The following is a 19,877-nucleotide window of genomic DNA, read 5'->3' as shown; positions in this document are numbered from 1 at the left end:
CTTTACACCCCCGCTTCCGACTGAAGCTCATCTGCTATAGCGGCGATCTCCTCAATTGCTTTCGCCAGTTCCTCGATACCTTTGGCTTGCTCACTCGCACCTTTGGACGCTTCTTCGATCGCAGACGCGGACTCTTGAGCAGCTGCGTTGATCTGCTCGATCGCTTTGTTCGTTTCTTCTATTGCCGATGCGATCTGGTCTATTTCCTTGTTGACATTCTCGAATGCGCCCAAGAGCTTCTCAAGCGCTTGTCTCGTTTGCTCTATGATTTTTGTGGTTTCCTTGGCTCTGTTCACTTCACCCATGGACGTTCTCACAGATTCGTTTATGTCCGCAGAGACTGTGGCAACGAGGTACTGCATGTTGCTCACCAGATCCTTGATCTGTTCAGCGTTGGAACCAGATTCGTTGGCGAGGTTTCTTATGTCGTTCGCCACCACGGCGAACCCCTTACCATACTCGCCAGCGCGTGCGGCTTCGATGAATCCGTTCACCGCGAGCATGTTCGTCTGTATGGTCACCCTGTCGATCGTGTCAACGGTTTTGGTTATCCTTCGAGCCCTGCTCTCGAGCTCTGAGACGTTCTTGGCAGCGTCACCATAACGCTGGGCCGCCTCTCCTATGTTGGATATCAGCTTCTCGATGTTGACCCTGTTGTCCGCAAATTTTTGGATGAACTCGCGCAAGAGCTTCACGTCTGAGCTTACCAAGCTCTGGAGGTCACTGACTCTCTTCATGAGGTCCGAAGCGATCTCTCTGCCTTTCTCCGTGGCCTCCGACAGCAACTGTGCACCTTTGCTGAGCTGTTCTATACCAGAACTGATCTGCTGCGCAGCAGAAGATAGTACTTCGATGTTCGAAGACAGTTCTTCGGCTGCCGCCGCGACCGTCTCGGAAGATTTGCTGGTATCGGTGGACGTCTTCAGTTCCTCTGCGAGCTCGACCAATTCCTGTGTTGCGGTCTTGATCTCCGCGAACGCTTTCACCTGTTGTTCAACGGCCTTGGAGGATTCCACCGCGGCAGAGCTTATCTGTTCTGAACCGCTCGCCACCTGTTCTGCGGCCGCCAGCAGTTCCTTCGCAACTCGGGCCACTTCGTCCATGTCCTTTTGGATTTTGAGGAAGTGGTTGATGAGTTCGTCAAAGCTCTTGGCGATCTCTTTGAGTTCCTCGGTTATTTGGATACCGAGCTCGGATTGTTGCTTAGATTCATCTGAGATTCTCTGTATGTCGGCCACGGTTTGTTTCACCGCGTTGGCGATTTCGTCGACCACGTTCGTTATTTCCTTTGCAGCTCTCTCGGACACCTCCGCCAATCCTCTGACTTCGTCAGCGACGACGGCGAAACCACTACCGTGTTCGCCGGCCCTCGCAGCCTCTATCGCTGCGTTCAAAGCGAGCAAGTTCGTTTGATCCGCGATCATCACGACTGTCTTGACGATTTGACCGATCTTGTTGGATTCCTCTTCAAGTTTCTCGATGAGTTTGGCAGATTCTTTGTTCTTCTCTACGGTGTGCTCGACTGCTTCGATCAAGCCTCGCACGTTCTCCATCATGATCGAGGTGGCCTCACGGGCGTTGTTCGCATCCGCCATCATCTGCTTGATGACTTCCTGTATGTTCGTGGCACTCGCGGAAATCTGTGCCACCGCAGCCCTCGTTTCGTCCGCTGCACTCGAAGATTCCTCGGCTCCCGCAGCGATCTGTTCGACGGCTCTGGAGAGTTCTTCTGCAGCTGCCGATGCCTGTTCGACCCCGGAGAGGAGTTGTTCCGATGCGCCCGCTATCCTTTCGGCGAGCGCTTGACGTTTGGCTAAGGTTCTTGCTCTGGCACGCTCTTGCGCACGTTTCTTAGCTTCTTCCCTTCTGGCCTTGAGTTCCTCTTCGTCTTCGCGCAATCTTATTCCAGTTCCCTTTGGTTTTTCCTCGGCCTTCTTTTCCTCACTCTCTGGCACTTCCAGTCTTTTCCTTTCCATCCGTTCACCCCTCCTTCAAGTGATGAGACCTTCCGGATTGAGTATCAGAACCACAGAACCATCCCCCATCACGGTCGCACCGCTGATCAAATTCGAAGCGCGCGCCTGCTCTGGAACGCTCTTCACGAGATAGTCACTCTCTTCGAGGAACACATCGACTATGACACCGAACGTTGAGTTTGCTCCTTGCACGACCAAGATGGGTACGAGGTCGAACAAGAATTGCTTTTGAGACAGCTCAACGTGGTCCTGTGTGAGCAACTCTTCGGCGAACACGACGGGGATCGCATCACCACGTATGTTTGCGAAGAAGGAATCTCTGTAGGAGTACAAACGGTTGAGGGGCACCTTCAAAATCTCCTTGACGGTGTCTGTTGGGATGATGTATTTTTCTTCGCCGATCTTGACGAGCAAACCCTTGATCGCCATGAGCGAGAGGGGAATCATCATCGACACGGTTGAACCTTTGCCAAGCTCAGTCCTGATTGCCACTCTGCCTCCGATGCTCTCGATGTTGGTTTTCACAACGTCCATTCCGACACCACGGCCCGACAGATCTGTCACTCTTTCGGCTGTGGAAAATCCCGGCAGAAAGATCAGCTGCAGGACCTGTTCGTCGCTCATCCTCAAAGCTTCCTCTTGATCGACGATGCCCCTGTCTATGGCCTTCATCCTCACTCTTGAAACATCTATACCCCTGCCGTCGTCTTCCACCTCGACGAAAGCGAAGTTACCCTTGTAGAAAGCTCTGAGGACCACCTTGCCCTCTTCGTTCTTGCCAAGCCTTTTTCTCTCTTCGGGTGGCTCTATCCCATGATCGACCGCGTTCCTGACCAAGTGAGTCAAAGGATCGCTGAGCAGTTCCAGAACAGACCTGTCGAGCTCGACGTCTTCACCTTCTGTGACGAGCGACACTCTCTTGTTGAGCGATTTTGCCAGATCCCTGACGGTTCGCTTGTAGCGTTGAAACAGCTCTCCAACAGGCGTCATTCTCAAAGACAGCACCGCGGTTTGAAAGTCATAAGACAGCCTTTCAAACCTCATACTCAGGGCCTTGAGATCGGACTGAAGTTCAGGGAGTCTCGATGTGATGGCGGCGAGGAAGTATTTCAACGAGTTCTTCAACGTGATCAGTTCTCCAACGAGATTCACCATCAGATCCAGTTTGGATTTGTTCACCCTCACCGTTTGCGCTACGACTTTCTCGGGGGTGGTTTGTGAACTGATCGGTTGAGATACTTGATCGGCCGCAACCTTCTTGCCACTCAACCAGCTCAGAAACTCGTCGGCCAGAGCCTTGAGCCTTTGAAAGTCGTCTGACTCACCGGCCTCGATCATCTTGTCGACGAGCTCGATCTTCTCTGGATGGCCTATCATTAAGAGACCAGCTTTCAAAGGCTCGGCGATCCTTCTGAGTTCCGTTCTATCGCCTGCGCGTGTTTCGATCAAGAACTCCGCATACTGGACCAGTTGAGAGGCAATGTTGAAGAAAGCTTCCTTGGTTGCGAGATCTTCGACACTTTCTTCCTCTCCTTGTTCTACATTTGTCGCTGAGATCTCCTTCGGCGCGAACAGTGCCTCGATTTCCTTGTCTTCCACAATCGAACCTGTCCTCAAAGCGCTGGCAAGTTTTTTCAGCACATCGATCCCTTCAAAGACGGACTGTAGATCCATCTGAGCATTCTCTTTGATCGTCCTTTGAATCTGATCTTCCAAAGCGTGGGATATCCTTTCGATGCTCTTGACGGGTTCGGTCAATGTCGAATCACCACAAATGGAGAGCAGCAACCGCGCTCCACCCTTTATGCTGTGCATGTATCTCATGAGATCCCTCAACAGACCAACATCTTGAGATTTCTCCAGTTCGACCATCGTGATCTCAGCACCATGGAGGTTCTCCTCCAGCTCGTCCAAAAAGTCGGAGAACGCTTCCCTGCTGAATTCTTCAGTCACGATACTCGGTTGATCGGACTGAGGCTGTTGTGGTTCCTTTTGTTTTTCCTCGAAGTAACTGTTTGCGCGATCGACGATTTCTTTCTCACCGAGATCTTCGAGCATTAGTTCCAATTCACCGCCACTGTACGTTGAAACGGTTGCCGCGATTTTGTCGAAGACGATCTTACAGAAATCAGCGGCATCGAGCAACAGATCTATGAGCTCGGGCTTTATGGCTGCCCCTTCGTCCCTGATCCGTTTCAAGATGGATTCAACCGCGTGCGTGACATCGACTATCAAGCTGAGGTTCGCAAAACCCGCGAGCCCCTTCAGCGAGTGGAACACTCTGAACACGTCGTTGACGGATTCTTTGGTCTTGGTCTGCTCGAGCATTATGAGCTTGTCCTCTAACCCCTTCAAAAGTTCTGAAGATTCCTCGAGAACCCCCTTGAGTATCTCGACGTCGTCCTCTTTGAACTTCATACCCTGTCACCGTCCCGCACGACCATGCGAATGCTCGCCACGAGGATCGAAGGTTTCACAGGCTTGATGAGATAGAAGTTCGCCCCGGCTTTCAGTGCCTCCATTTGCTCTTCGGGCCTGTCTATGGTCGTCACCACCACCACTGGAATGTGCGCCAGTTCCGGCGTGGATCTGATTTTCTTCAGCATCGTGAGACCGTCCATGTTGGGCATGTTTATGTCCGTGACGATGCATTTTATGTCTGGATGTCTGTACAACTTTTCGATCGCATCGGCCCCGTCGATGGCTTCCACGACCTCGTAGCGCGAGGCACGAAGAACATAGGCATGAAAATCGCGCGTCATCTTCGAGTCATCCACGATCAAGATCCTCGCCATGCTTCAACACCTCACAGAGGCTTTCGATAGACCAAGCCATTTCCCATTCTTCTGAGTTCAAAGAGCGTGGTGATCCTGCTCAACGATTCTGAATGTCCCAAGAAGATGTAGCCACCGGGCTTCATCATCAGAAAGAAAGTCTCCACGACTCTGCGCCTGGAGTCGTCGGAGAAGTATATCAGCACGTTCCTACAGAAGATGAAGTCGAAGTCTCTTCCCAAACTCAACAGCTGGTCACGATCGAGCAGGTTCATCTTGTAGAACGTGACGTACTTTTTGACCTCGTCCGATACCGCGTAGCCTTGCTCCGCCTGCTTGAAGTACTTCTTCAAATACAGCTTGGGCACGTCCTTCACCGATCTTTGATCGTAAATTGCCCTCTGCGCTTTCTCGAGTGCGTCGTCGTCTATATCAACGGCCACGATTTTGAACGTGCAATCGCTGTCGAGCATTTCAGAACATATGATCGACAGAGTGTAAGGCTCCTCACCGGATGAACATCCCGCCGACAGCACCTTTACGAATTTGGTTTTCGTCCGTTCAACATACTCAGGTAGACAATACTCCGCGAAGATCTGAAGCTGTGGAAACTCCCTGAAGAAGTAAGTTTCGTTGACAGCCACGTCGTTTATCAGCTTGGCGAACTCTTCGCCTCCGCGATCGAAGTATCTGAGAAGTTTGACATACTCTTCGACGCTCTTGATGGATCGTTCCGCCAAGCGTTTCTCAACTCTTTTCTTCAAAAGGTAGATCTTCTCGTCAGGTATGTAGATTCCAGTCTTTGTGTGGATAAGATCCCTGATTTCTTTGAATTCAGCAAAACCAAAGCTCACCGACACGGCGATCATTCCCTTTCCACGTTTTCGAACCTCTCGATCACCAACTCCGCCGCTGCCCTGAGATCTTCATCCACTGCTGACGCGCAGATGTGCTTGAGATCATCGAGGTAATCCACCCACGAGAACTGGTCGATCAGCTCGACGGCGGCGAGCTGGATCATGGGATCGTTGCTGTACAGATAGTTGACGATCTCTCTTTTCACGTGGTCTGGATTCAACCTCGCCATGAGAAGGAGCACTTCGTACTTGTTCGGGGAAGGTATGTCCGAAGCGAAGATGCGCCTGAGGAATTCGAACATTCTGTCCTTCTGTTCCGCGCTGAGTTCTGTTGTATCCAAGATCGCCGCGAACAGATCCAAAAACTCTTTGAGCGCTATGTCCCACTTCTTTTCGGCCAAGTCGATCAGTGAGCTCAAGTTCTTCAATGTTCTTGGGAAACTCGCAAGAAACCTGAGATAAGCCATCAAGGTGATGTCGTCGATCCTCTCGAGCTCAGGGAAAAGCTGAACGACTCTCTCAGCAATTCTTTCATCCGCCATCTTCGATAGTGCTCTGATGCACGTTGCCAATAGAAATTCGTTGTCACCCTCGGCGAGCAACTTGAGTATGCAATCCGTGTACTTTTTGCTTTGCAGTTCACCCAGATATTCAACGGCGGCTATCACGTTGTTCAATTCGACATCTTCCAGACCGACGGCTATGAGATCCTCAACGGAAGGATCGCCCACCACGTAATGCAGACTGTCCAGCGCGAGCTTACGCACATCTTTGTCTGGATCGTGCAACAGTTTCGTCAGTTCTTCCTTCGACAGATCCCACATCTCCGCCATCAGCAGCACAGCAGCGTTTCTGACGTATGCTTCGCTGTCTTTGAAGAGTTTCGCGACCTTCACAGGTACTTGCGGGAACTTGAATTGCTTGAGTTTGTCGAAGGCAGCCTCCCTGATGAGCACATCGTCGCTCTTGAGAGCCTCGATCAGTACATCCACATCCTCAGGCGAAGAGACCTTTTCGATCTCGGTGAGTTTTCTGAGTTTCTCATCGTTCTGCATACAGCCTTCCCCCTCACAAGACCTCGATACCCCACAACTGTTCCATCCTCCGCGGGTCGGGTGTTGGCACCCTCATCTGGGCAAACTGTCCGTGGATGGTCACATCCTGAGCCTCACCGCTGTTGATGTCTTCGGCTGTCACGGTCAAGGTCCCATCGTGTGTGATGGAAAAACTGACGGCGATGTTCGCCTCACCCTTTTTCCAGAGCCTTCCAGAGGAGAATTTGAAGTCTCCCAGTTCCACCAACTCTTCATCGTGTTTCTGCAGAACCTTTATCACGACGTGATCCTGATCGTCCTCGGTGTTGGTAAAGATCCTTGTCGACGTGGTTGGATAGATAGTTCCGCGCTCGATGATGGGAACGAACTGGCCATTGTCATCCAAGATGCCAAGCGAATGTGGAAGTACGTCCTTCAACTCGATGCTGTTCAACCTTCCTTCCAGCATCGCGGCCATCTTTGCTGCACCGACGGCAACCACCTCGTCTGGGTTTATCCCTCCGAGTTTCTGCGAGTTTGGAAACATTCTTGAAACCAGTTCTCTGAATGCGGGCATCCTGGAGATCCCACCAGAGAAAATGACGATGTTCACGTCTTCGCTTCGAACGTTGGCTTGTGTCAAAACGTCGTCTATCAGTTGTTGCGCCCTGAGCAACAGGGAGCGGGTCAAGTTCTCGAATCTCTCCCTCGACAGCACGACGTTCACATGAACAGGCCCATACTCCGGTGAGAGAGCTATGTAAGGTATGACGATGCTGGTTTCGAGAACGCTTGAAAGATCTATCTTCGCCTGTTCAGCGTGCGTGTATATCTGCTGTAACGCTATGGGATCTTTGGACAAATCGATCGACTTTTCGTTCCGCATGGTCTCCAAAATCCACCTGGTCAGCACTTCGTCGAAGTCGAAGCCTCCAAGATTCGTGCTACCACCAGTGGCGAGCACTTCGTAAAGACCTTTCTGCTGACGCATCAAGGTTATGTCAAAGGTACCTCCGCCAAAATCGAGCACGAGTATCATCTTTTCGTGCTGATCTTCTGGTTCGTAAGCCAGAGCAGCGGCGGTGGGTTCGTTCAACAGTTTCACCACTTCCAAGCCTGCGAGTTTCGCCGCCAATACCACCGCTTGTCGTTGGTTGTCGTCGAAATAAGCTGGTACGGTAACGACGGCTTTTTCGACTTCTTTTCCGAGATACTCCGAGGCGAACTTCTTGCACTTTCTGAACACGAACGAAGCGATCTCCGAGGGCGTGAACGTTTGATCGAAGATCGTGTACGTTCGACTCGTTCCCATCACACGCTTCACGCGAAGGATGGTTCTATCAGGTTTAATGAGCGCCTGAGATTTTGCCAACTCGCCCACGACCACTTGTTTTTCGTTCTTGAAGTAAACGACCGTTGGTGTTATGCGAGAACCACGCTCATTGACGATGATCTGGGTTCTCAATGAACTGTCCACGTAAGCCACCAACGTGTTCGTTGTACCGAAATCTATACCAACGATCATCTCATCGCTCCTCCTTCAGCGCTTTCAAGTTCTCCTTTATTTGCTCGTTGGATGGGTCGATGGAGAGTGCCTCCTTTAGAAACTCGATCGCTTTGTCCACGAAGCCATGTTCTGCGAGTATAGCCGCGGCGTTGTTGAGAGCTTTGACCTTGTGAGGTCCGCTCATGTTTATCACCATCATGTACAAATGAAAGGCCATGAGCCACTCGCCGTTCTCTTCAAGCTCAACGGCGCTTCTGAAAAGTTGTTCTTCGGATGGCTCCGAAAGAAACAGATCCAAACCTCTACCCAGCCTCTTCGACATCTCAAGTCAGCCTCCGCAGGATCTCTTGGCTGATCTTCGTCAGGTCCTCACTCGCCCTACTCTTGGGTGCATAGCGATGAACGGGCAAGCCGTGACTCGATGCTTCGACAACTTTGATGTCGTTTCTCAGCGTTGGAAACAGAAGCTTTTCACCGAAGGTGGTCCTGAGCTCGTTCAACACGTCGTTGCATACACGCGCCCTTGCTGAGATCGAAATTGGTATCAAACCGAGCAATTTGAGGTAGGGCGAGAGCGTTGTGTTGACTTTGTAGTAGAAGTTGATCATCTGTGCCAGACCAACGAGGGAGAAAAAGTCGAACCTCACGGGTATCAAAAGGTAGTCAGAAGCGACGAGTGCATTCAAGACTGTTAACCCTAAAGAAGGTGGGGTGTCTATGAAAATGAAATCGAAGTCTCTGTCAAGCTCCATGAGGAAGTCTTTCAAGACACTTTCCTTGTTTGTGAGCGATGCGAGTTCTTCCTCCAGAAGCACTGTCTTGGAGTTGGAAGGCAGTATGGACAATCCTTGCTGGCGAAGAATAACCTGACTGTCCACACTCTGTTTTTTCAGATACTCACTGATTGCTTCGAAGACGCCTTTCTTTATTTTGATCGGTTCAAAACCGGCGTGGGTCGTAGCATGGGCTTGAGCGTCGAGATCGATGAGCAAGCTTCTGTAGCCCATATCCACGAACAGAGCAGCGATGTTGTAACATAGTGTGGTTTTCCCAGTTCCTCCCTTGAGATTGGCAAAACTAAGAGTCTTTGCCATGGAGGCATCAATTCCTCCAAACAAGACGGATAAGTAAGAGAGTCAACCAGATTCTATAATACGAAACAAACAAAAAAAGACAATTGAGTTACCAAAACGTTAACTAAATAATCTTAACATCATCCTACTGAACTTCCCCCAAAGAGTGGGCCCATTCCGATCATTACTACTGAGCCACACACTAAATAGAAAAACAACCAAAGTCCAGAATACTTAAGCGAGTCAAACAAAAAGCCCGGCGTGCGCCGGGCTCGTTGGTGGCCAGGGGCGGAATCGAACCGCCGACACCTGGATTTTCAGTCCAGTGCTCTACCAACTGAGCTACCTGGCCACTCCTTTGGTGGGTGCGGCAGGACTCGAACCTACGACCTTCTGCTCGTAAGGCAGACGCTCTTCCTCTGAGCTACGCACCCACCGTTCCTTCATAAATATACCACACGAATTTGCCTTTGAGAAGACCCCTCATTCACGGACGATTCTCGTACCTGTTTCACCAGAGAGAGCTTCTTTGAGCTTCTTCATGTCCGTTATCAGACAGGTTCTGCTGGTGGCCGTGACAAAATCGATCGCCGCTTCTATCTTCGGTCCCATGCTTCCTGCAGGGAAATGGCCTTCCTTCAAGTATTTCAAGGCTTCTTCAACAGTGAGTTTGTCCACGAAAGTTTGATTCGGCTTGCCATAGTTGAGCGCGACTTTTTCAACCCCCGTCAGAATGATCAACTCGTCTGCGTTGATCTCTATCGCCAAGAGTGCACTCGCTCTATCTTTGTCTATCACCGCTTCGACACCTTTCAAAACGCCGTTCTCTCTCACGACGGGTATTCCGCCTCCACCAGCCGCGACAACGATGACACCGTTCTTCAGAAGCATCCGCACGACTTCTTTTTCCACTATGTCCAGAGGCTTAGGTGAAGGTACGACCCTTCTCCAACCACGGCCCGCGTCTTCCTTCATGATCCAACCTTTCTCCATCATGAGTTTCCTGGCCTCTTCTTCCGTGTAGAACGGTCCAACGGGTTTGGAAGGTTTCTTGAACGCCTCGTCGTTCTTGTCGACAACTATCTGCGTGATCAATGCCGCAACTTCTCTGTTCAAGCCTCTCTCTGCGAGTCGGTTCCTCAAGGCCTGGACGATCATGTAACCCAGACTTCCTTGAGTCTGCGCGTCGTTCACGTCGATGGGAAAAGGAGGAATGACTTCTTTTGCCATCTCCTGCTGGATGAGTATGTTCCCCACCTGCGGACCGTTCCCGTGCGTGATCACGATGTCGTATTCATCGAGCATGTCGACGAGATAGCCCATCGCCTCTTTGATAGCGCTGAGCATGTTCTCTGCTGTGGGTCTTTCTCCGGGTCTGTTCACCGCGTTCCCACCGATGGCAACCACGGCGAGTTTCTTCATCTTCATTCCCTCCCAGAACAAACGGAGGGACTCAAAGTCCCTCCCGTTAAGAATCGATTGTCGAGTGTTTCACATCTTGATGTACGGCAAAAGAGCCATGTGTCTTGCACGCTTTATGGCGACTTTGATCATCCTCTGATGTTTCGCGCAGTTGCCGGTCACACGTTTGGGTATGATTTTGCCTTTTTCGTTCAGATAATCGCTCAGGAGTCTGATGTCTTTGTAATCCACGTACTCGATCTTCATTTCGCAGAGCCTACATTTCTTGATTCTCTTCCTTCTCCTTCTCCTCTGCTGGTCCACACGGACACCTCCTCAGAACGGTGGCTTATCTTCGTCTTCACTGTCCAGTTCTTCTTCAGGACCGAAGATATCTTCGGGATTGACGATCGGTTCTTCGAACTTCTCGATCTCTTCGACGGTTTCTTCCATTGCTGCTTTCTTCTCCATGAACCTGATGTCCCTCGCCCAGATCTCAGGTGTGGTCATGTTCGCCCCGTCGCGGGACTGCCACTTGTTTATCCTCAGCTCTCCCTCGACCAAGACCAGTTGGCCTTTCTTCAGATACAACCTCACGAAGTCCGCGAGTTTGTTGAACGCCACTATCCTTATGAAATCCGTCGTTCTCTGGCCGTCTGAGGACCTCGGGGGCCTGTCGACGGCGAGGGTGAAGGACGCGACCGCAGAGCCTGTGGTCGTCATGCGCGTATCTGGATCTCTCGTGAGCCGACCCACCAAGATCACGCGGTTGTAATACGGCACGACGGATTACTCCCTCTGCTCGACGTTGCTCGTTTGTGCCACTTTCTTTTCTTTCTTCTCGAGGTCTTCTCTTCTGAAGGTCTGCCAGCGAATTATCTGTGGTGTGACGCGGTAAAATTCCTCGAGTCTGTTCACGTTCGCTGGATCAGCCGTGAACAAGATCACAGTGTAGTCTCCTTCACTCTGGTGGGCGATGGGATAAGCGAGCCTCCTCAAGCCCCATCTGCTGACCTCTCTGATCTGACCACTCACACGTTCTGTGATGATGCTTTTGACCTTCTCCACGAAAGCCTCACGTTCTTCCTCGCTCAGTCGTGGATCGATGATGAACATCGTCTCGTAGATCCTCATTCACCGACCTCCTCCCTCGGCCTTTTTGGTCTTGCCTGCTGGCAAGACGGGAGCATCCTCTATTTAAATGCGAGCTCCTCACGGCAGGACATTATACACGAAGAAATGTTAAATTGGTGTGAATATCCAAGCGGTGGCTCAGTGGTTTTCGAGTTGTCGTATCATCAGTTGGATCGTTTCGATCACTTGCTCTTTGTTCTTGCTCTGCGGTGGCAGTCTATTCAGAAAATCCTCGGCGTAACAGTAGAACGCGTTCGTCATGTCCGGATGGTTCATCGCAAACAGTCTCACGGGAGGATCTTTCTTGAACACGAGCACACCGATCTGGTCTTTCACTGCTGTGTGCACGCTGGCACTCATGCTCCTTGGAGAGATGCACAACTGATAGTTCTCGTACTTTTTCAACAGAGAAAGTAAATGTTTCAGATGATCCACGTATTCTTCAACCGTGTAGAACAGGATACCGCCAGATTCGGGCAGTTCCACGACGCCTTTGGCGGCTTTCACTTGTTCGACGTCGGGCAGTGCGACGATGTGAATGTGTGAATGTTGCTTCAGATTCCTTTCGAACGAAGCGGTTCGTTTTCTCCAGTGTGAGAGGATCTGCTCGGAGTCTTTCAACGAATTTCGTTCCAAGATCCTCCCCAAGACCTCACCTGGCATGGTGACCAGTGGCAGACCATCGCTGATCACAAGACACGTTGCGGATTGATCTTCGAAGTCTTCCAAGAGTGAAAACATCTCCTGTGAACCAACTTGCGGTATGCGCATGAGTGGTCGGCACGTGTTCAAAAATTGCTGGTACTCTTGTCCGAACAATTCAACCACGTGTGGTTCCGTCGTTAGGAGGTTCACAGTTTGTGGGTAAGTCTTCAAACGCCGCGCAGGTGAGGGCCACCACCAACTTCGGCACGACGAAGAGAGTCCTCCTAAAATAGCGGTATGCGCATGAGTGGTCGGCACGTGTTCAAAAATTGCTGGTACTCTTGTTCGAACAATTCAACCACGTGTGGTTCCGTCGTTAGGAGGTTCACAGTTTGTGGGAAGTCTTCAAACGCCGCGCAGGTGAGGGCCACCAACTTCGGCACGACGAAGAGAGTCCTCCTAAAATAGTGTTACTCTGTACTTGGGGTTGTAGTAAGGTGTCACAGAACCCGTCATGTAGAGGGGTAGCCAGAACTCTATCGCACGGAGCATTTCTGAAATATCCCTGCTCAACGTGTGAACCATGTTGATCTTCCAGCCTCTCTTGGTGAGCTCGATCATCGTCGCGCCGAGTCGCAAGGCGTACTCTCTGTCGACGAGGAACCAATCGACGCTCTCATCGCTGTACAAGAGTATTGTGCCTGGTTCTTTCGAATTCATCGCGTGGAGGAGGAACTTCATCGCTGCACGTTGCTTTCCTTCTTTACCAAAGAAAACCTCGAAGTTAGCCGTTTGTCCTTCCAGAGTCATCGTAGGAAACTGCACCTGAGCCTGGGGGATCCTGAACAACCCTACCTTGCTCAGAAAACCACCTATCACTCGAGTATCGGGTATGGGTGCATCCATCAGCCATCTCTTCACGAGTTCTTTGAGTTCCTCCTTTTCGAGTGCCTCCGGAACACAGCCTGTGATCTCACATATGGCAAGCTTTTGGTGCTCCATCTTGGCGTGTTCCACCAAATAAGAAGCGATCATTTCGATGTAACCGCTGTCTTTCGCGGGAATTCTCGAACCCGACCTCCAACGGCTGATCAGGGAAGGGTCCACCGACAAGGCTTTGGCGAGCGCACTGTTCGAAACGCTCAACACGCTCATCAAAAGGCTGAGTTTCTTACCGAAGTCCATGTGATTCCCCCCTCTTGAAGAATTTATACCATGGCAAGCGATTTTTGTCATAGCTTAAGAAGAATCACAGACCACGAAGGTGGCTTCATCCTGTCTTTTCTCTACGACTGGCTCATGTCTCTTGTTTGTTGAAAAAAAGACAACGAATCATCCACTTAATGAAAAATCTTTTACGTTCGAAGGGATGATAATCGAGTTGAAGAAAACCTGGAGGTGGTCTCTACGAAAGTTGGGTTAGCGTACAACGTACAGCGTGGTGTGAGGCCCGATGTGGAGGATTGGGAAGCGGAGTACGATTCGATGGAAGTCGTGATGGACATCAAGCAGTCCATTGAGAGTGGTGGCCACGAAGTCGTTCTGATGGAAGCCGTGCCTGAGAAGTTCATCCCAACGCTGCTGAACGAGAGGGTAGACATCGTCTACAACTTCGCTGAGGGCACTTTCGGAAGGGCAAGAGAAGCTCAAGTGCCTGCTATCCTGAGTTTCTATGGCATTCCCTACACTGGCTCGGACGCCACCACGTTGGCCGTGTGTCTCGACAAAGCCTTGACCAAGCAGGTACTTCTGACCAAAGACATACGAACACCGAGGTTCCAGGTGATACGCTCTTTGAATGACAAGCTCAGGAAGAACATGAGATTTCCATTGATACTGAAGTTGAACGCGGAAGGTTCTTCAAAGGGTATTTCCGAGACGGGCCTGGTTCATGACATGGTCGAGTACAGGAAAGAAATCGAGAGATTGTTCTCCATTTACAACGAGCCAGTTCTCGTGGAGGAGTACATAAGAGGTAAAGAGTTCACGATAGGGGTTCTACAAGAAGGAAACAAATACAGGGTTCTGCCCATCATGGAGATACACTTCAAACATGGAAAAGAATTCTACAGTTACAAGGTCAAGAAGAATTCCGACTACTACGTCGACTACACCTGTCCAGCGAAGATAGACCCTGTGCTTGAGAGAAAGCTCACCAGCATGGCAATAAAGGTTTGCAAGAGTCTGGACATAAAGGACGTGGCGAGGATAGATTTGAGAGTTTCGCAGGAGGACGGGAATCCATATTTCTTGGAGATCAATCCCCTTCCCGGTATGGTGAGAGGCTTTTCCGACCTGCCCAGGATCGCGGAAGCTGCTGGTTTCACTTATGAAGAGCTCGTATTGCACATATTGGAGAACGCGATGCAACGTTATGGACTCATCCAACCCATCCATGTGTGACGGGGGTGAAACATTGGAGTTGAACGGCGTGAAGAGGATAGCTGTCGTCGGAGCGAGTGAAGACAGAAGAAAATACGGAAACAAGATCGTTCGAGATCTTCTTTCAAAAGGTTTTGAAGTTTATCCTGTCAATCCAAGATCCGAAGCCATAGAGGGCGTCAGGTGCTACAGAGACATCGAAGAACTTCCCAGGGATGTGGATCTCATAGTCTTTGTGGTCCCACCAGATGTGGGCATTCAGGTGGCGGACAAGGCGATCAAACTTGGTTTCAACCGTCTCTGGTTCCAACCGGGTGCGGGTTCAAAGCAGATAGAAGATCTGGTCAAGAACAACGGTGTCGAGTACTCCATAGGCCGTTGCATAATGGTGGAGACGAGTTTTTGAAGTTTGCCGAACATTCGCGAGTGTGCTTACAGATCCGAGCACACTCCCATCGAGTTTGGTGTTATCTTTCACGAAATCAAACTCGCGAGCTCATCTTTTTCTTGCCACATCATAATGAGAATTTCTCCCTCAAGAAAAGTGAAGCGTCTGGACAGTAGGTTTTTGTAAGTTGTTCAAGCAGCGAGACGACAGGAAAACACGGATAAACTGAGTAGGATAACCTCAAGCCCCGAAACGGGGCTTTTTGTGCTGTTCATCGCCCCATCTGGCATGAGTGTCAAAAAAACGAAGTTGCTTGATTCTTTGGATGTGAATTCGCTATAATGTAAGCAGTACAAACCTTTCGTGAGGAGGTAAAGAGTATGAAAGTCCGTATGCTGGTGGTTCTGTTTGCACTGTTTGCAGTGACTTTCGTCCTTGCAGAGAAATACCCAAGCAAACCCATCACGTACGTCATCTGCTTCGCCCCCGGTGGAGAATCTGACATCACAGCGCGATTGCAGCAGCCGTACCTGGAGAAGATCTTGGGAGTACCCATCGTGATAACGTACAAGGAAGGTGGAGGAGGCGCCGTCGGTTGGACAGAGCTCGTGACCCGTGCCAAACCTGATGGCTATACCATCTACGGAACGAACTTGCCGCACACCATCCTTCAACCGCTTCAGGGTGGCGTTGGTTACAAGACCGAGCAGATAAACAACATCTACTTCTTCCAGTCCACCCCGTGTGTACTCGCGGTGAGAATCGACAGCCCAATTAACACATTCGAAGACTTCGTTGAGTACGCGAAAAAGAAAGGTATGGTCACTCTGGGAGGCAGTGGACAGCCTTCTGCGAACAGTTTTGCAACCGTGAGGCTCGCAAAACTCACAGGTTTGAACATCACCTATGTTCCTTTCTCAGGTTCAGGTACAGCCGTTCCAGCGCTGCTCGGTGGACACGTCGATGGTCTGATGACCTACACGACGATGGCGATACAGTACAAGGACAAGATGAAGGTTATCGCCGTGGCGACCGAAGAGAGGATCCCACTGTTCCCAGATGTCCCAACCTTTAGAGAACTCGGAATAGACTTGGTTGAGAAAGCGTACAGGGGAGTTGCTGTGCCTCCTGGAACACCAGAGGATGTGAAACGAGTACTCGAGGCCGCCTTCAGGGAAGTCAACAACAATCCTGAGTTCGTTGCGAAGATGCTTGAAATGGGCTTCGTCATCGAGAACTACGATGAAGCTGCCTCTGCGAAGCTCGTGTCAGAGTTGATACCGTACTACAAGCAGCTGTGGGAAGAGACTCAGGGAAAGTGATCGTTCCCTCCCGCACCCCACGAGGGTGCGGGTTTTTTGTTTGAAAGGGGGAAGAATCTACATGTCGAGTCTTCAATACCTCGCCTACGGTTTTGCCCATCTGTTCGTCGTGAAAACTCTTTTGTTGATGTTGGGAGGCGTCTGCGTTGGCCTTGTGATCGGTGCGCTTCCAGGTCTGAGCGCGACGATGGGTGTGGCTTTGTTTCTCCCTATAACTTACTGGCTCTCGGCTTCGGACAGTCTGGTCTTTCTGGGTTCACTCTACATGGCCGCGATATACGGTGGTTCGTTCTCGGCGATACTGCTCAGAACACCGGGTACTCCATCCAACATAGGCACTACCTTCGATGGTTATCCCATGTCTAAGCAAGGTAGAGGGTGGGAAGCAATCCTTACCGCGACCTTTTCATCACTCTATGGTGGTCTGTTCGGTCTGTTCATGTTTTTGATCTTCGCGCCCATGCTCGCGCGTGTTGCTCTCAAGTTCGGACCTCCCGAGTACTTCTGGCTCGGAATATTTGGTCTGACAGTGATCTCTTCACTGTCGCGTGGCAACACCCTCAAGGGCTTCATCGGTGGTTTGATAGGTGTGCTGCTCAGCACGATAGGTGTTGCACCCGTTGGGGGCAACGTGCGTTTCACCTTCAACATACCCGAGTTGATCGGTGGTGTGGGTTTGATCCCGGCGCTGGTCGGTTTGTTCTGTATACCCCAGGTCATCGAGATGATACTGAACAGATCAAAACAACAGTTGTATCAGGAGGCTAAGGTGCAGAAAGGTTTGCTCTGGAAAACGTTCGTCAACGTGATGAAGAGACAGATCGATCTGCTCAGAGCCTCAGTCATCGGTTTCATCATAGGTGTGTTGCCGGGCGCGGGCGGAAACATAGCGAACCTCGTTGCGTACAGTGAAGCTGTGAGAGCTTCGAAGCATCCAGAAAAGTTTGGAACTGGTATTCCTGAAGGTGTGATAGCCACGGAGGCTTCGAACAACGCCGTGGTGGGTGGAGGCTTTGTACCATTGATGACGCTCGGAGTTCCTGGCACACCCGTGGATGCGATCCTGTACGGAGCTTTGTTAATGCAAGGTTTAAGGCCAGGCGCCGAGTTGTTCACAACAAGGGCTGATGTGGTTTACACCTTCGTCGCAGGTGTCATCCTTGCGACTTTCGTCATGGTGCCGGTTGGTCTGGCCTTCGGAAGGGGAATGGCAAAGCTCATAACCAAAATCCCTCTCAGCTTGCTCGCACCGACGATCATCTTCTTGACCATGATTGGATCTTATTGCGTGAGTAACAACATCTCTGATGTGTACATGATGCTCATGCTTGGTCTTCTCGGGTTTCTGCTGAGAAAACTTGGTTTCGAAGCGGGTCCCATAACTTTGGGCTTGATATTGGGTCCCATAATCGAATCAGGCTTGGTTCAAGGTTTGTTGATAGGAAAAAAGTATCCACAGCCTTGGTTGATCTTCATCACCAGGCCGTTGTGCTGGGTGTTCATCCTGCTCTCCGTGTTTTTCTTGCTGTGGCCTGTGATCATGAAAAAACGCATGGTTATTCCGGGTGGTGATCAAAAATGATTGCTGAGATATTGACCCCAATTGTTATCTTGATCCTCAGTGTCGTTCTTTTCGGTCAAACAACGCAGTACAACTATTTATCCGCCGTGTTTCCTCGATTTGTCCTTGGACTCTTGGTGATCTTGAGTGTGATCCTACTGATCAGAGCGCTCGTGCTTTTCAAAAAGCGGGGTCCGAGCGCCGCAAGGTCCATTTCCTTGAAAGATTTCTTCTATATCTTTCTCGTTGCGATTCTGAGCTTTCTCTGGGTGTACATGATGGATTGGGTTTTGGGCTTTCTGTTGGGAAGTATCGTGTTCGGTATCGTCATATTCGCGATACTGGCCGGAAGGAGTTTGAAAGTAAAGCATTTTGTTCTTTACTCGCTCGGTTACTGTGCGATCGTTTTCATTTTTTGGTACGCTCTCGGCAGACTCCTGCATGTACCTCTCCCGAGAGGACTATTCTTTTAATGGAGGTGTAGAAAATGGACTACAAGAAGAACGTCGAAGAACTGTTGAAGAAAGCTCAGAAACCGTCCGAGGAGGCATTGAAGTTGCACCCCTTTTACAGAGGAAAGATACAGACCGCACCGAAAGTACCAGTGAGATCGTACGACGATTTCGCGATCTGGTACACACCAGGTGTTGCGAAGGTCTGTCAGGAGATAGTGAAAGATCCTTCGAAAGTTTACGAATACACAAACAAAGAGAACACGATCGCAATAGTCACCGATGGTACGAGGATACTCGGCCTGGGGGACATAGGTCCAGAGGCAGGCTTGCCTGTGATGGAGGGTAAGGCCTTGCTCTTCAAATACTTGGGTGGAGTGGATGCTATACCTCTCTGCGTGGGGACCAAAGAGATCGAAGAGATCGTTCAGTTCTGCAAATGGCTCTCACCCAGCATTTCTGGTATAAACTTGGAGGACGTAGAAAAGCCGAAATGCTTTGCTCTACTCGAAAGACTCCAAGAAGAACTCTCCATCCCCGTGTTTCACGACGATCAGCAAGGAACCGCGACTATCACGTTGGCAGGATTGATCAACGCGTTGAGGATAGTTGGTAAGAAGATAAACGAGGTGAAGATCACCCTCATAGGAGCTGGCAGTGCCAACTACGCCTTCGCAAGGCTTTTAGAGAAGATGGGTGTGGATCTCGGCAACGTGCTGGTCGTCGATTCGAAGGGAATAATAACGAAAGATCGTGCAGAGCAACTCGATCCCATCACAAAACGCATGTGGATCAAGACCAACGCAGACAACGTCAGTGGAGGCATAGAAGAATCGTTGATCGGCGCGGACGTGTGCATCGCTTATTCGAAGAGTGGACCGGGTGTGATCAAACCCGAATGGATCAAGAAGATGAACAAAGATGCCATCGTCTTCGCTGGAGCGAACCCCGTGCCAGAAATATGGCCTTGGGAAGCGAAAGAAGCTGGAGCAAGGATCGTTGCGACCGGCAGGAGCGATTTTCCAAATCAGGTGAACAATTCTCTTGGTTTCCCAGCGATCTTCAGAGGCGTGCTCGATGTTCGCGCAACGAAAGTGACCGACGAGATGTGCATCGCGGCTGCTCAGGCTATAGCGGACTTCGCATACAGGAAAGGAATCCATGAAGAGTACATAGTGCCCACGATGGAGGAGAGCGAGGTCTACGTCGAAGAGGCCTTCGCCGTGGCGAAGAAAGCGATTGAACAAAATGTTGCGAGAAATCCGCTTTCCGACGAAGAGCTCTTGAAGAAGATCAAAGAAAGAATCAACATGGGCAGAGAGATGGAGAAAGTCTTGGTTCAGTCTCGCTTGATAAAACTTCCGTGAGGTG

Annotated in this window: 21 protein-coding genes, 2 tRNA genes and 1 pseudogene; 6 read left to right on the top strand and 18 right to left on the bottom strand. The window is 50.5% G+C overall.

The annotated features are described in order from the left end of the window. Window positions 1-2 precede the first annotated feature (2 nt). From AJ81_RS11115 to AJ81_RS07510, 18 genes and pseudogenes are all read right to left on the bottom strand, one after another. Window positions 3-1,103, bottom strand: coding sequence for a methyl-accepting chemotaxis protein (locus tag AJ81_RS11115; RefSeq protein WP_456095378.1), 1,101 nt, complete (start codon window positions 1,101-1,103; stop codon window positions 3-5). Further along, a pseudogene (locus tag AJ81_RS11110) lies at window positions 1,083-1,553 on the bottom strand (methyl-accepting chemotaxis protein); the annotation flags it as partial. The pseudogene AJ81_RS11110 and the gene AJ81_RS11115, both read right to left, overlap by 21 nt. Window positions 1,554-1,991: 438 nt before the next feature. Next, window positions 1,992-4,394, bottom strand: a complete 2,403-nt coding sequence (locus AJ81_RS07580) for a chemotaxis protein CheA (protein ID WP_031504183.1) — start codon at window positions 4,392-4,394, stop codon at window positions 1,992-1,994. After that, a complete protein-coding gene (locus AJ81_RS07575; protein WP_031504186.1) occupies window positions 4,391-4,771 on the bottom strand; it encodes a response regulator in 381 nt (126 codons plus the stop codon). Before AJ81_RS07575 ends, AJ81_RS07580 begins: the two co-directional genes overlap by 4 nt. Window positions 4,772-4,782: 11 nt before the next feature. After that, on the bottom strand, window positions 4,783-5,619 hold the full coding sequence (locus AJ81_RS07570; RefSeq protein WP_031504188.1) for a CheR family methyltransferase: 837 nt from the start codon (window positions 5,617-5,619) through the stop codon (window positions 4,783-4,785). After that, complete coding sequence (locus AJ81_RS07565; RefSeq protein ID WP_031504189.1) at window positions 5,616-6,662, bottom strand: HEAT repeat domain-containing protein; 1,047 nt, start codon at window positions 6,660-6,662, stop codon at window positions 5,616-5,618. Before AJ81_RS07565 ends, AJ81_RS07570 begins: the two co-directional genes overlap by 4 nt. Window positions 6,663-6,675: 13 nt before the next feature. After that, window positions 6,676-8,166 (bottom strand): Hsp70 family protein, encoded by a 1,491-nt coding sequence (locus tag AJ81_RS07560; protein ID WP_051368755.1) that lies wholly within the window; start codon window positions 8,164-8,166, stop codon window positions 6,676-6,678. A 1-nt stretch (window position 8,167) separates the two neighbouring features. Then, a complete protein-coding gene (locus AJ81_RS07555; protein ID WP_031504191.1) occupies window positions 8,168-8,470 on the bottom strand; it encodes a tetratricopeptide repeat protein in 303 nt (100 codons plus the stop codon). Window position 8,471: 1 nt separating this feature from the next. Further along, complete coding sequence (locus tag AJ81_RS07550; protein WP_031504194.1) at window positions 8,472-9,242, bottom strand: ParA family protein; 771 nt, start codon at window positions 9,240-9,242, stop codon at window positions 8,472-8,474. Window positions 9,243-9,497: 255 nt separating this feature from the next. Then, window positions 9,498-9,573, bottom strand: a tRNA-Phe gene (locus AJ81_RS07545). A 7-nt stretch (window positions 9,574-9,580) separates the two neighbouring features. After that, window positions 9,581-9,655, bottom strand: a tRNA-Val gene (locus AJ81_RS07540). A gap of 49 nt (window positions 9,656-9,704) precedes the next feature. Beyond that, on the bottom strand, window positions 9,705-10,643 hold the full coding sequence (gene arcC, locus AJ81_RS07535; RefSeq protein ID WP_031504195.1) for a carbamate kinase: 939 nt from the start codon (window positions 10,641-10,643) through the stop codon (window positions 9,705-9,707). A gap of 69 nt (window positions 10,644-10,712) precedes the next feature. Then, window positions 10,713-10,946 carry a 30S ribosomal protein S18 gene (gene rpsR / locus AJ81_RS07530; protein WP_031504197.1) on the bottom strand — a complete coding sequence of 78 codons (234 nt, stop codon included), beginning with the start codon at window positions 10,944-10,946 and terminating at the stop codon, window positions 10,713-10,715. A gap of 12 nt (window positions 10,947-10,958) precedes the next feature. After that, window positions 10,959-11,405: a single-stranded DNA-binding protein gene (locus tag AJ81_RS07525; protein WP_031504200.1), complete on the bottom strand. Its 447-nt coding sequence runs from the start codon at window positions 11,403-11,405 to the stop codon at window positions 10,959-10,961. Between the two features lie 6 nt (window positions 11,406-11,411). Further along, complete coding sequence (rpsF, locus tag AJ81_RS07520) at window positions 11,412-11,756, bottom strand: 30S ribosomal protein S6 (protein WP_031504202.1); 345 nt, start codon at window positions 11,754-11,756, stop codon at window positions 11,412-11,414. A 138-nt stretch (window positions 11,757-11,894) separates the two neighbouring features. Continuing rightward, window positions 11,895-12,632, bottom strand: a complete 738-nt coding sequence (locus tag AJ81_RS07515; RefSeq protein WP_039658581.1) for a hypothetical protein — start codon at window positions 12,630-12,632, stop codon at window positions 11,895-11,897. Window positions 12,633-12,685: 53 nt separating this feature from the next. Continuing rightward, complete coding sequence (locus tag AJ81_RS10835; RefSeq protein WP_157724364.1) at window positions 12,686-12,844, bottom strand: hypothetical protein; 159 nt, start codon at window positions 12,842-12,844, stop codon at window positions 12,686-12,688. A gap of 16 nt (window positions 12,845-12,860) precedes the next feature. After that, the gene (locus tag AJ81_RS07510) at window positions 12,861-13,586 is read right to left on the bottom strand and encodes a hypothetical protein (protein ID WP_039658580.1); all 726 of its coding nucleotides are present in this window, start codon (window positions 13,584-13,586) and stop codon (window positions 12,861-12,863) included. A 213-nt stretch (window positions 13,587-13,799) separates the two neighbouring features. Here AJ81_RS07510 and AJ81_RS07505 point away from each other — a divergent pair, with 213 nt between their 5' ends. The 6 genes from AJ81_RS07505 to AJ81_RS07480 all read left to right on the top strand — a co-directional run bounded on the left by AJ81_RS07505 (window position 13,800) and on the right by AJ81_RS07480 (window position 19,873). Further along, entirely contained in the window at window positions 13,800-14,804 is a 1,005-nt protein-coding gene (locus AJ81_RS07505; protein ID WP_051368754.1) for a D-alanine--D-alanine ligase family protein, read from the top strand. Between the two features lie 13 nt (window positions 14,805-14,817). After that, a complete protein-coding gene (locus AJ81_RS07500; protein ID WP_031504206.1) occupies window positions 14,818-15,189 on the top strand; it encodes a CoA-binding protein in 372 nt (123 codons plus the stop codon). A gap of 362 nt (window positions 15,190-15,551) precedes the next feature. Beyond that, window positions 15,552-16,493, top strand: a complete 942-nt coding sequence (locus AJ81_RS07495; RefSeq protein WP_038059747.1) for a tripartite tricarboxylate transporter substrate binding protein — start codon at window positions 15,552-15,554, stop codon at window positions 16,491-16,493. A gap of 61 nt (window positions 16,494-16,554) precedes the next feature. Beyond that, a complete protein-coding gene (locus AJ81_RS07490) occupies window positions 16,555-18,075 on the top strand; it encodes a tripartite tricarboxylate transporter permease (RefSeq protein ID WP_051368753.1) in 1,521 nt (506 codons plus the stop codon). After that, complete coding sequence (locus tag AJ81_RS07485; RefSeq protein WP_031504213.1) at window positions 18,072-18,527, top strand: tripartite tricarboxylate transporter TctB family protein; 456 nt, start codon at window positions 18,072-18,074, stop codon at window positions 18,525-18,527. The genes AJ81_RS07490 and AJ81_RS07485 overlap by 4 nt, the downstream gene beginning before the upstream one ends. 14 nt (window positions 18,528-18,541) lie before the next feature. Further along, window positions 18,542-19,873 (top strand): NAD(P)-dependent malic enzyme, encoded by a 1,332-nt coding sequence (locus AJ81_RS07480; protein ID WP_031504214.1) that lies wholly within the window; start codon window positions 18,542-18,544, stop codon window positions 19,871-19,873. Window positions 19,874-19,877: the final 4 nt, after the last annotated feature.

Source organism: Pseudothermotoga hypogea DSM 11164 = NBRC 106472 (assembly GCF_000816145.1).
GTDB lineage: Bacteria > Thermotogota > Thermotogae > Thermotogales > DSM-5069 > Pseudothermotoga_A > Pseudothermotoga_A hypogea.
Note: the sequence above shows the minus strand (reverse complement) of the source record. Positions and strands in the feature narration are given on the sequence as shown.

Coding starts and splice junctions, on each gene's coding strand:
- AJ81_RS11115 (WP_456095378.1), bottom strand. CDS start 1,103: ATGGACGAAGTGGCCCGAGTTGCGAAGGAACTGCTGGCGGCCGCAGAA.
- AJ81_RS07580 (WP_031504183.1), bottom strand. CDS start 4,394: ATGAAGTTCAAAGAGGACGACGTCGAGATACTCAAGGGGGTTCTCGAG.
- AJ81_RS07575 (WP_031504186.1), bottom strand. CDS start 4,771: ATGGCGAGGATCTTGATCGTGGATGACTCGAAGATGACGCGCGATTTT.
- AJ81_RS07570 (WP_031504188.1), bottom strand. CDS start 5,619: ATGATCGCCGTGTCGGTGAGCTTTGGTTTTGCTGAATTCAAAGAAATC.
- AJ81_RS07565 (WP_031504189.1), bottom strand. CDS start 6,662: ATGCAGAACGATGAGAAACTCAGAAAACTCACCGAGATCGAAAAGGTC.
- AJ81_RS07560 (WP_051368755.1), bottom strand. CDS start 8,166: ATGATCGTTGGTATAGATTTCGGTACAACGAACACGTTGGTGGCTTAC.
- AJ81_RS07555 (WP_031504191.1), bottom strand. CDS start 8,470: ATGTCGAAGAGGCTGGGTAGAGGTTTGGATCTGTTTCTTTCGGAGCCA.
- AJ81_RS07550 (WP_031504194.1), bottom strand. CDS start 9,242: ATGGCAAAGACTCTTAGTTTTGCCAATCTCAAGGGAGGAACTGGGAAA.
- arcC (WP_031504195.1), bottom strand. CDS start 10,643: ATGAAGAAACTCGCCGTGGTTGCCATCGGTGGGAACGCGGTGAACAGA.
- rpsF (WP_031504202.1), bottom strand. CDS start 11,756: ATGAGGATCTACGAGACGATGTTCATCATCGATCCACGACTGAGCGAG.
- AJ81_RS07510 (WP_039658580.1), bottom strand. CDS start 13,586: ATGGACTTCGGTAAGAAACTCAGCCTTTTGATGAGCGTGTTGAGCGTT.
- AJ81_RS07495 (WP_038059747.1), top strand. CDS start 15,552: ATGAAAGTCCGTATGCTGGTGGTTCTGTTTGCACTGTTTGCAGTGACT.
- AJ81_RS07490 (WP_051368753.1), top strand. CDS start 16,555: ATGTCGAGTCTTCAATACCTCGCCTACGGTTTTGCCCATCTGTTCGTC.
- AJ81_RS07485 (WP_031504213.1), top strand. CDS start 18,072: ATGATTGCTGAGATATTGACCCCAATTGTTATCTTGATCCTCAGTGTC.
- AJ81_RS07480 (WP_031504214.1), top strand. CDS start 18,542: ATGGACTACAAGAAGAACGTCGAAGAACTGTTGAAGAAAGCTCAGAAA.